General features: G+C 37.5%; 13 protein-coding genes and 1 pseudogene. 5 read left to right on the top strand and 9 right to left on the bottom strand.

Going from position 1 to position 10,419, the window contains the following annotated elements; genetic code table 11:
• Positions 1-171: 171 nt before the first annotated feature.
• The 3 genes and pseudogenes from IQ237_RS25355 to IQ237_RS25345 all read left to right on the top strand — a co-directional run bounded on the left by IQ237_RS25355 (position 172) and on the right by IQ237_RS25345 (position 1,480).
• Entirely contained in the window at positions 172-525 is a 354-nt protein-coding gene (locus IQ237_RS25355; RefSeq protein WP_194060015.1) for a Rieske (2Fe-2S) protein, read from the top strand.
• Positions 526-660: 135 nt separating this feature from the next.
• Positions 661-958: pseudogene (locus IQ237_RS25350) on the top strand (thiol-disulfide oxidoreductase DCC family protein).
• A gap of 174 nt (positions 959-1,132) precedes the next feature.
• On the top strand, positions 1,133-1,480 hold the full coding sequence (locus IQ237_RS25345) for a hypothetical protein (RefSeq protein WP_194060014.1): 348 nt from the start codon (positions 1,133-1,135) through the stop codon (positions 1,478-1,480).
• A gap of 363 nt (positions 1,481-1,843) precedes the next feature.
• Here IQ237_RS25345 and IQ237_RS25340 read toward each other — a convergent pair whose 3' ends face one another.
• The 9 genes from IQ237_RS25340 to cysE form a co-directional block, all read right to left on the bottom strand.
• Complete coding sequence (locus IQ237_RS25340) at positions 1,844-2,671, bottom strand: hypothetical protein (RefSeq protein WP_194060013.1); 828 nt, start codon at positions 2,669-2,671, stop codon at positions 1,844-1,846.
• Positions 2,672-2,718: 47 nt separating this feature from the next.
• On the bottom strand, positions 2,719-3,858 hold the full coding sequence (locus IQ237_RS25335) for a hypothetical protein (RefSeq protein ID WP_228020706.1): 1,140 nt from the start codon (positions 3,856-3,858) through the stop codon (positions 2,719-2,721).
• A 628-nt stretch (positions 3,859-4,486) separates the two neighbouring features.
• Positions 4,487-5,026 (bottom strand): (2Fe-2S) ferredoxin domain-containing protein, encoded by a 540-nt coding sequence (locus IQ237_RS25330; protein ID WP_194060012.1) that lies wholly within the window; start codon positions 5,024-5,026, stop codon positions 4,487-4,489.
• 190 nt (positions 5,027-5,216) lie between these two features.
• Positions 5,217-5,420: a putative nitrogen fixation protein NifT gene (nifT, locus tag IQ237_RS25325; protein WP_187039447.1), complete on the bottom strand. Its 204-nt coding sequence runs from the start codon at positions 5,418-5,420 to the stop codon at positions 5,217-5,219.
• Positions 5,395-5,685, bottom strand: coding sequence for a nitrogen fixation protein NifZ (locus IQ237_RS25320; protein WP_194060011.1), 291 nt, complete (start codon positions 5,683-5,685; stop codon positions 5,395-5,397). The genes nifT and IQ237_RS25320 overlap by 26 nt, the downstream gene beginning before the upstream one ends.
• Complete coding sequence (gene nifV, locus IQ237_RS25315; protein WP_194060010.1) at positions 5,672-6,805, bottom strand: homocitrate synthase; 1,134 nt, start codon at positions 6,803-6,805, stop codon at positions 5,672-5,674. Before nifV ends, IQ237_RS25320 begins: the two co-directional genes overlap by 14 nt.
• A gap of 547 nt (positions 6,806-7,352) precedes the next feature.
• Positions 7,353-7,550: a DUF2949 domain-containing protein gene (locus IQ237_RS25310; RefSeq protein ID WP_096568631.1), complete on the bottom strand. Its 198-nt coding sequence runs from the start codon at positions 7,548-7,550 to the stop codon at positions 7,353-7,355.
• 286 nt (positions 7,551-7,836) lie between these two features.
• Positions 7,837-8,094: an Asr1405/Asl0597 family protein gene (locus tag IQ237_RS25305; protein WP_194060009.1), complete on the bottom strand. Its 258-nt coding sequence runs from the start codon at positions 8,092-8,094 to the stop codon at positions 7,837-7,839.
• 126 nt (positions 8,095-8,220) lie between these two features.
• Entirely contained in the window at positions 8,221-8,949 is a 729-nt protein-coding gene (gene cysE / locus IQ237_RS25300; RefSeq protein WP_194060008.1) for a serine O-acetyltransferase, read from the bottom strand.
• 643 nt (positions 8,950-9,592) lie between these two features.
• Between cysE and IQ237_RS25295 the strand changes: the two genes are divergently transcribed.
• Together IQ237_RS25295 and IQ237_RS25290 are read left to right on the top strand one after the other, a co-directional pair.
• Complete coding sequence (locus IQ237_RS25295; protein ID WP_194060007.1) at positions 9,593-9,856, top strand: hypothetical protein; 264 nt, start codon at positions 9,593-9,595, stop codon at positions 9,854-9,856.
• Positions 9,840-10,169: a type II toxin-antitoxin system RelE/ParE family toxin gene (locus IQ237_RS25290; protein ID WP_194060006.1), complete on the top strand. Its 330-nt coding sequence runs from the start codon at positions 9,840-9,842 to the stop codon at positions 10,167-10,169. The genes IQ237_RS25295 and IQ237_RS25290 overlap by 17 nt, the downstream gene beginning before the upstream one ends.
• Positions 10,170-10,419: the final 250 nt, after the last annotated feature.

Below are 10,419 nucleotides of genomic sequence, written 5' to 3'. Positions count from 1 at the left end.
TGCCTCCTTTCACACCAGAAAGATCGCGTTGGGCTACAGCGTGCAAGTCTACGGAGGGATAACCGCTCCCATGCTCCCGTTGAAGTAGAAAGTAAAGTCTAGCTTTGTCTAGGTTTTATATAGCAGAGAAACTAAAAACAGGTATAAAAAAAGAAAAAAAAGGAGAACACAATGGCCTGGACAAAAATTCTCGAAGCAAACGCCCTATCCCCTGGTGCGCGGGAAGTGGTGAAAGTAGGAAACAGAAACATTTTAGTGTTAAACCACGAAAATCAGCTTTATGCCGTAGAAAATAGCTGTCCTCACCTCAAATTACCCATGAAATCCGGTAAAATTCAAGACGGAGCTATTGTTTGTTCTTTCCATCGTAGTGCTTTTGACCTCAATACTGGAGAAGTAAAAACTTGGTGTCCTTGGCCACCCGGAGTTGGTAAATTACTATCAATGGTATCCGCAGCCAAAACCCTGCCAGTATTTCCTCTCCGTGTGGAAGATGGCAATATTTTGATTGACGTTCCAGAATAAACTTATCAGGAGTCAGAATAATTTTAGATTTTAGATTTTAGATTTTAGATTGGAGTTGACAGAAACAATCCAAAATCCAAAATCCAAAATCCAAAATTGTATCCCCAGTCCCCAGTCACCTGTTCCCTACATAATATGAATTACTACGTCATTTATGATGGTAATTGCAATCTCTGTGTTACTTTAGTGCAATTATTAGAAAATCTAGACCAGGGAAAGCTATTTCGCTACATCCCCATGCAAGATCAACAACTATTATCCCAATGGGGAATTACCGCTCAAGATTGTGAACAAGGTATGATTTTAATAGATGCTCAAAGTCCATCAAAACGCTGGCAAGGCAGATAATCGCTATACCATGTTTGGTAAACGTGCGAATACTTATCAATCAGCATATTGCATAGATGATGATTGCAAAATAGGTAATGGGTAATTAAATGTGCGGTTTCCAGAACCCTTGTAGAGACGTTGCATGCAACGTCTCTACATTCATTTTCGGAGATGTCTATTAAACAACTCCTGACTCCTGACTCCTATAACCGTTAGGTTAGCAGATAAGGTCAATATATTATAGGATGGACAGAGTGTTAAAAAGCGTGGGGCTATTATGGCTCGCTATACCTGTTCTGTTCTTGTTTCTGTTGCCAGCGACTATCTACAACCATTGCTGATAGAGCTACTACAGTATTGTGGTTTGGAAATTCAATACTACACACCAGATTACATTATGGCTCGTGAAATTCCCGGAAATGTATCATTTTCCAAGTTAGTGACAGTGGAAGTATTGATTGATAAATCCACTGCTACGGACGAGGAAACCCGCATGAATATTGTGATCAAAAATGAGGAACTACCACTTAAACTGGATAACCATTGCCGACAAGTCTTTGATTTTGTCCGACAGCAAATTGAACATAGTCGCAATTGGCACTTAATAGAAAGTATAGCTGGTTAACCGTCTCCCGACTGTAAAAACACGCAATAGCGAAATTTTTATTAAAAGTCGGGAGATATTTAATTGTAAATATGCGATAATTTTATGAATTAATTAGGCTTTGCTGAAAAAGTCTTTCCGTTGAGGCAGGAAACTCTTAACAGGGAATAGGGAACAGTTTCAGCTATCTGTCATCCCCAAATTTTTGGATTTCTTAGACCCAAAATGCACAGTTTTTCAGGTCTAACCCTTGGTAGGGACAATTCATGAATTGTCCCTACATTCATTTTCGGAGATGTCTAATGAGTCAGGAGATCATTATTGCCAGCTTTCTATGACAATCATTTAGATTTGGATTGTGTAGATACTGGGGTTCATTTCTGACTAATTGCTTGTATTCAAAGCTGCTCTCAACTGTTTGAGAACTTTATTAATTGCCATGAAAGTTTCATCTTGGGAGAGTTTTTGGAGAGTAGGTAGATCACTTTGTTTGATAATACGATTGTAGGTTTCAATAGCTTTATTTAAGTTATTGATGTTTACCCTGGGTGTTTCAGCGGCTTGAGCAATGGCAGAATCCCCTTTGAGATTTTTAGTAGTTGCTACTAGCTCTTCTGATCTTACTTGAGCTATAGGAGTCTCAACAATTCCACCTAAGGCTTCGGTTAATTCTTGTGCATCCTGCGCGGGAACACCATTAGCCGTTAAATTATTAGCAACTTGAGCGGCAGCTGCGGGGGCATTATCATTTCCTCCCAATACGCTGGCAACAGCGGCAGCACCACTTGCGTTACCAGCACCACCTGCGTTACCAGCACCACCTGCGGCACCACCTCCACCTGCGTTACCAGCACCACCTGCGGCACCACCTCCACCTGCGGCACCACCTCCACCTGCGGCACCACCTGCGTTAAGTGCCGATATTACTCCAACGACAGTATTACTCAACTGTATCTGAATTTGCGGTGCAACAATAGTAATATTGACATTACCACCATCACCAGGAGTAACAGAAACACCTGTTATTGGTGATATTACTGATGTTGGTATTTCAAACAGTGTTTGAACTGCCGCAGTCTCCGCAATGAGAGCAGATATATCAGTTCCTGGAGGTGGTTCCTGGCCAGCCAATGCTGGTTCGGAGGAAGCAGCCAAAGAACCTAATAATATAGAGATTAAACCCAAGGTGAGGGTGAATTTTTGTTTAATCATGGTTTTGCCCTTTTTAGGTGAAATTGCCGTAGTGAAAAAAACAAATTTTAGAACTGAAGACTATAACCTGCACTTAAACTAAATCCAGAACTATTAAGGTTGTCAGTGACATCGGTAAAGATAGCATTGATCACCATAGGAGTTTGTTTGAAGGGAACAAAAGAAGCACCTAAGTTAAGACCACTTCCAGTCCAACTACTAACGAGGGATGCTTGTGGTGTGACTCTGTAACCTATGCTGCCAAATAAGTTGAGATCATTATCACCTGCATTTCTAGCACCTTTGGATCTGAAGCTGCCACTACCAACACCCAAAGAAACAGAGAGTGCGTCAAATCTCTGGCTAACTACACCATAGATAGTCTCTTGGGGAATATCTGCTTCTCCCCATTTAATGGCATTTGACCAACCAACGGCTACGGCTGTATCCCTGGACAGGATTCTGTGTAGTTTTAAGCCTACAGTGCCACTATCACCAAAGTCTCCAAAGAAGTTATCTTGACCACCGACACTGATAATATTGAAGGCAACTTCTAGACCTGCTGATTTCACTGCGTTTCCTAAACCAAAACCGAGAGATAGAGAACCATCTACTTTGCCATCAAAAGGAAAGAATACTCCACCACCAACAAAAGCTTGTCCCCAACTTGCACCATAGGCAGTGGGTGTACCTGCACTGGAACCAGGAGCAGCTTTGAGGGGAGGTTCAATTTGAAGAATGGGATCAATCAGTAGTTCCTGGCGTAGTCTATTTGCATCTGCAAAGGTATCACCTACAGTTGTACCAGCAGAAGGATCTACTTGAGCGATGGTTTGAGGTTGTTTGGGCTGAAGAGAAGACTTTTTCAGAGAAGAGTTTTGATTTGCTGGTTGAAAGGTATCACCGAGGCTGGTCGAGAAATCTAGCTGTGAGATAGTTTCGGGTGCTGGGGAAAACTTAAGCGGTTGATTATTTTCAATAACTGTATCTTGAGATTCTTGGCTGAAATTTTGCCTAAAATTTTGGCTGGATACTGTTTCTAGCTGGGTTTCTAATTCGTTGCTGACAGTAGCAGGAACTGAGTTATCAACCGCAGAAGCGGGTTTCGTTCCAGCAGATGTAGATAGTAAAAGGCAGCCTAATATATTGATGCTTAGGAACTGCATCCAGTTGGCTGAGATGATGTTGGCGAATTTGCGTGTAGTCAAAGTTGTACTCCTCACACTTTTATACATTTGTTTCGTGTCACTGTTATAGCATTTTTTTGCTAAAAACCAAACTTTTACCAGTGCTGATATTTTTAAATTTACTCAGACTGAGTGAGGATCAATATTTTTAACAAGTTAATTACTATTTTGTTTATAGTGCTATTTTGGTAAGATAATAGTCAGGATTTAGGAGATATCTTTTTTATCAAAGATTTATTGGGATAAAATACATATTTTTTGCTTGAAAATATGCTATTTTGTTATATTTCCTTTGTTTATAAGTTTTTTTTAGGTTTTCTGTCAACTGACTAAAGATTAAAAACTCTTGAGTCTTGAACAGAAAAATGTAATTAAAAGTTACAATATTTAAGAAATATTAATAAGTATTAATACGTTGTTAGGAAATTGGTTAATTTATCATTAGATATCTCAGATACGGCAGTTTCGAGGTAAATGAGGTACAATGTTAACAGGCAGGATGCCTGTTCCACAAGGGTTTTATGATTTGAGTTTGTACCTCATTGGTATGAAATATGCTGTATCTCCGAAAATTAAATATGCATAACCTGAAACCTTTGGTAGGGACAATTCATGAATTGTCCCTACATTCATTACCACCAGATGTCTATTAAGTTAAATGATTTTCTAACAAAGATGCGATCGCCTCTGGATGAATTTTATTATATTGTTTTTTACCCAACATTAAAACACAATTAGGGGCGCTACTACAACGTTTTTGACAGTCGGTGTGTTCAATTTTGACTTTATGCAGTAAACCGCGATCGCACAAAGTTTTTTCTAATTCTGATAATAAACCTTTACCACCTCGTTTCACACAACCAGATTTTTGACAAACCATAATTTTAGCTGTATTTTCTGGTAGTTGATGATGAATAGGACAAAAACCAACTTGTTGAACTCGATAAGCAATAAGTTTAAGTTTACTGGTGCGTGGATTTAATTTACTAATAGCATGAATGATAACTTGTTCACCAGGTACTAAATTAGCAACCAAGGAACAAAGTAAATCTTGGGGAATTTTAATTTTTAAAGTTCCCCCAGGAATAGCTAAACGTAAATGTTTATATTTTTCGGGTTTATTACCGACAAAACCTAAAAATTGTCCTTCTAGATTTAATTCCGATAATGTGAGATATTTTTCACCCATATTGATAACCCTCACGAGATAAAATGAGAGAAAATAATACAGCACTTTCGAGGTAAATGAGGTACAAGGCTAACAGGCAGGATGCCTGTTCCACAAGGGTTTTATGATTTGAGTTTGTACCTCACTGGTATGAAATATGCTGTAACTGAATGCTGATAGCTAAATTCTGAGATAAAATCCTGAGATAACTTTAGGACAGACGTTTAGCTTCTAAAGTTTGAGGTAAACTTTCTTGAGTAGGAATTTCACTAAATTCTAATTCCCAACCATTAGCTAAAGTGAGAACTTTACCTGCTTCACTGTCTGTTTGTTTAACAACTTCTTCTTCTAGGTCTTTTTTAGCGACATAGACAACCAAAGTTCCAGCATCATTCGTCCGTAGCATTACTTTCATGTGATTTTTCCTCAGCAGATTCTAATTCTCTTTTGCGACAACCGATGATGTACCCTGTATCTAAAAAATGTACGGCATATATATAGTAAGCTTGTAAAAAAGTTCCTATACTTGCCACATAACCAACATCGCCAATTTTGGCTAAAACTTCGCCAATTTCTCGCCCTGGAAAAGTACCATCATTTTTGATGAGTTTCTTAACTCGGACTTTTTCACCAATTTCAAACACTGGTGAATCATTTAGTTCTATCTCATCTCGCTGCATGAAAATACCTCTTTTCCTGTACTAAAGTCAACAATTCTTCTGTAGAAAGATTGCGTTTTTTGATGGTTGATTCATGGCGAACTGCATTTAAAACAGCTTGGGTTTCTTCGTCATTCAAAAATATCCCATGCTGTGCTAATAAGTTAGATAATAAATGCCTTCCAGAATGTTTACCGATGACTAAACGACGTTCCCAACCTACTGCTTCTGGTGCAAATGGTTCATAGGTTTCTGGGTTTTTGATGACACCATCAGCATGAATTCCTGATTCATGAGCAAAGGTATTTTCACCGACAATTGCTTTCCAAGGTGGCACGTTTGCACCGGCAGCATTAGCAACTAATTGAGATAGTTTTAAGAAATTTTTTGTATCAATTCCCAAGTCAACATTGTAGATATGTTTTAAAGCCATAACAACTTCTTCTAAAGCTGCATTTCCTGCTCTTTCTCCTAAACCATTCACGGTGGTATTGACAGAGAGTGCGCCGGCTCTAATTCCTGCAATAGCATTAGCAGTTGCTAAACCAAAATCATTATGGGTGTGAATTTCTACGGGAATTGATAAAGTAGATACTAATCGTTTAACTTTGATGTGAGTTTTAAAAGGTTCAAGGATTCCCACTGTATCACAAAAACGAAATCTAGATGCACCCCATTCTTGAGCATATAAAGCTACATCTTCGAGGAAATTTTCATCTGCTCTGGAAGAATCTTCTCCTCCTACTGCTACCCATAAATCATGATCTAGAGCAAAGTTAATACAGTCTTTTAGTCTTTGTAAACTAACTCGCCATTGACCATGAAATTTGGCGGCAATTTGAATACCAGAAACGGGAATAGCAATATGTATTCTTTTGATTCCACAGGCAATAGAGGCTTTTATATCTGAGATAACTGCACGATTCCAAGCTAGTAATTTAGTATCTAAATTTAACTCAGAAATTGCTTTGATAGCACGAATTTCTTCCTCTCCCATTGCGGGTATACCTACTTCTAATTCTGGTACACCAATGGCATCGAGAAATTTGGCGATCGCTACTTTTTCTTCTAAGTTAAAAGCAACTCCCGCTGCTTGTTCTCCGTCACGTAACGTAGTATCATTAATACTAATTTGACTCATCTCAAACATTCCTCTAGCCAAGTTTTACTGTAAACGTTCAGCTATTAGTGGTCAGATTTTTGACGTTTACGCCACAAAACACTATTTGATCATCTAAGGATTGATCAAATATTCTGACTCCTGAATCCTGAATTCTTAGTTTTTACTAATGTCCTTTAATGCTACAATGGCCATTCCACATAGATATAAAGCAAATATTAATTTTTTTAGATAACTGCTAAAAATAACAGGAGTTATTCAAAACAGTTGATAATATTTAATTATTGCTCAATCACTCACACCACATCTGTATGTTAGAAAACTAAATTTCGGTATCATTTAGGAAGATTTATTTTGCTCATGTTTGGGATGTTCTACAAATAGCCAGTAGCTAATATAGCTATTAGTAAGTCCTGTCAGTAACAAAATACTCAGTCCAGCAATTAAACTCGTAATCATAATATTTACCTCATAATTAAGAAGTCAGGAGTCAGGAGTCAGGAGTCAGAATATATATTTCTGGAAGATCCTGATATTTTTTAATTGTCAATTGTCAATTTTCAATTGTTTAACCTTGTTCGACTAACCAATCAAAAATCTTTTCTAACTGTTGTAAATCTATCAAACCATATTGCCAAAGCAGCATGGGAATGGGACCTTGATCAAATTCACGATGTCGCAAAGCAACAGCAATATCAGCTTTTGAAAGTGACAGTTCACTATGTAGAAATTGCAATAATTTCTTATCGCTGTTACGGTTTACCATAAGTTGACGTTCAAACTATCAAAATAGACACAGATTTACCTGCTAATTTCACTCCATTACAGAATAAAATATGTTAGAAAAATTGGAGATTTAGCAGATGGGAAAAAATAAGTGAAACCTAAGCTTAGGTTAATTGTCGTAATTATGCAAGTGAAATTGTGAGTGAACAATAACTTTGACTATTACAGAAGATAAATTAACTTTGCATCTTGAATTTACTTCTGATATTGTGGTGATTAAACCTGAGATAAGTCGTGAATTGTATCACTCACATCGGTTTTGAGAATTAGCCATTATAACCGCAGTACCAACAACTTTCTAACCATTCCACTAATTCCTCACGAGAAGCTAAAAATTGCATGATGGTATTTTGCACAATCACTGCCTCTTTGAAGCTATTAATTTGCACTCTTAAAGAACCATCCGGTTCACAACTACAGGCAATCATTAACTCTTGCAAGCGGTGAAAAATTTCCGAGCGATCGCTCAAAGGAATTTCCAAAAATTGTTCACCTAAAGCCAAAAAGTTACCATTCAAGGACATAAATTACTGCTCGTTGATAGGCAAAGTTTACAGTTTTCTCATATAGCAGGAGTCAGGAGTCAGGAGGAAAACGCTTTTGTCGAGAAAATTCCATCCTCAATTTGTGAACTACCGATATTTCCATTGCTATACATCATCTTGTTGATGATTTTTGAGAGTTTTAACTTGTTGTTCAAGTTGTTCAATGCGGGAAAGTAAAGAACGAATTATACCTGCTTCCACATCGGGTAATTTTCCATGTTCTAAAGGAGAAATGCGTTTTTTCTGTTTTTGGGAAATAATGCGCCCAGGAATACCAACCACGGTAGAATCAGGAGGAACATCACGTAAAACGATAGAACCTGCACCGATCCGCACGCGATCGCTAATTTGAATATTTCCCAAAACTTTCGCACCTGCACCCACAACCACGTTATTACCTAAAGTGGGATGACGTTTACCGCTTTCTTTCCCTGTTCCACCGAGAGTTACACCTTGATAAATGAGTGTATAATCGCCGATAATGGCAGTTTCACCAATAACCACACCCATACCATGATCGATAAATACACCTTTACCAATTTTTGCACCTGGATGAATTTCAATACCTGTAAAAAATCGTCCCCAATGAGAAATTAAACGGGGAATAAAACCCACTTTACGAATGTGTAACCAATGGGCGAGACGATGTAAACAAAGAGCATGAAAACCAGGATAACAAAAGATAACTTCTAACCAATTTCGTGCGGCTGGATCACGCTCAAAAATGATGCGAAAATCACTCATTAATGGCTCTAAAAAATCGCCAGAGAGTAGATTTTTCCGCGAGTCTGTATTTGCAGCTTGGGTTTTGAGACTGTCTAGAGACTGTTGCATCGGTACTGTCTGGTTAAGAGAGCCATGTTGTGTTTTTCTGCTTATATCAGGTGACTCGAAAGCAGAGAAAATCCCAGCTACCGATTAGATTTATTGAATTTATTAAGATTGTACTCAATAGGTTTAAACCCCTATTTAACAGATATTTAACACAAATTTACATTTTCTGTTGGGGTAGGGGTACTAGCTTTTTAGCACAGGGGTACGGGTATTTTTGGGGTTAGGTTTGAGGTTTTTTGTACTCAATTAAATCTATTTGCCTGTGAGAGTTACAGCGATTTAGGCAAGATATTTTGAGATATATTAAGTTGTACTCAGTTGATGAGAAAAGTTGTGTTAATGACGGAAAATAAAGGTTTTATGTATTTGCTGTTACTATTATTAGTGTAGAGTTTTAGTAGTCAAAAGACCGATTTCTTTATTTTGTTTTAGGATTGTATTTTCTGTAGGGGGGAATACAAAATAGCAATAGGTAGGAATAAAAGTTGAGTGATCAGAGAATTTTACTTAGTATTGGTTATGTTCTTATGTTATAATTGTCAGAATTAGGATGTCCAGGATTAGAGGATTTACAGGATGAGAATATTAAATATCTTGTGAAAATTATAGTATAATCTAAAAAATAATCAACACCACAAGACTTATGCTAAAAACAGTCGAAGGTATTTATCGAGACGGACAGATTGAATTTACCGAAATTCCCGAAAATGTCAATAATAGTACCCAGGTTCTCATTACTTTTCTCGATCCTGGTAAAATTGAACCTAGCAAGATACGCCAATTAATTGAGCATTTGGAAACTATTGCTGGTATTCAGCAGGGTTTTGAAGAACTCAACAGTGGCCAAACTCGTCCTCTTGCAGATTTTATTCAGGAAATGCAACAGAAATATGACATTTCAAGTTGAAATTACTCCAATTGCTGAAAAACAGATTGAGCAAGCATATCGTTGGTATCGAAAACGTAATCCTGAATTTGCTGATACCTGGTTTCGAGGATTGATGAATGCTATTGCTACTTTACAAGATAAACCCCAGCGTTGTGCTTTGGCAGTTGAACATGAGATTTTTCCAGAAGAAGTTCATCAATTGCTTTATGGTAAATCTAAAAATATTTACAGAGTGATGTTTACAATTAGAGACAATATTGTATCTGTTTTATATGTTCGCCATGCGGCTCAAGCACCTATGACAGTTGATGATTTAGAAGATTTAATTTAATTTTGTTCTACTTAAATAATGTCCTATTCCACCTGCTTGACAACCTCCAAAGGTAAATCTAGCACTTCTGCAATTTGTTCATCACTTAAACCAAAATACCTTAATTTATCAATTTTTTCTAAATAGACATCTCCGAAAACTATCTAACCTTCACCACAACTGCTTTTGAGGAAATGAAGGTAAAGTGCAAAGATACTCAGATTATACGCTAGAATCAGTGCTGAAGATGCCTGCTATTGGGAATTAGCCA

The organism is Sphaerospermopsis sp. LEGE 08334 (assembly GCF_015207205.1).
Taxonomy (GTDB): Bacteria; Cyanobacteriota; Cyanobacteriia; order Cyanobacteriales; family Nostocaceae; genus Sphaerospermopsis.
The sequence above is the reverse complement of the archived record's forward strand: the minus strand, read 5'-3'. Positions and strand labels throughout refer to the sequence as shown.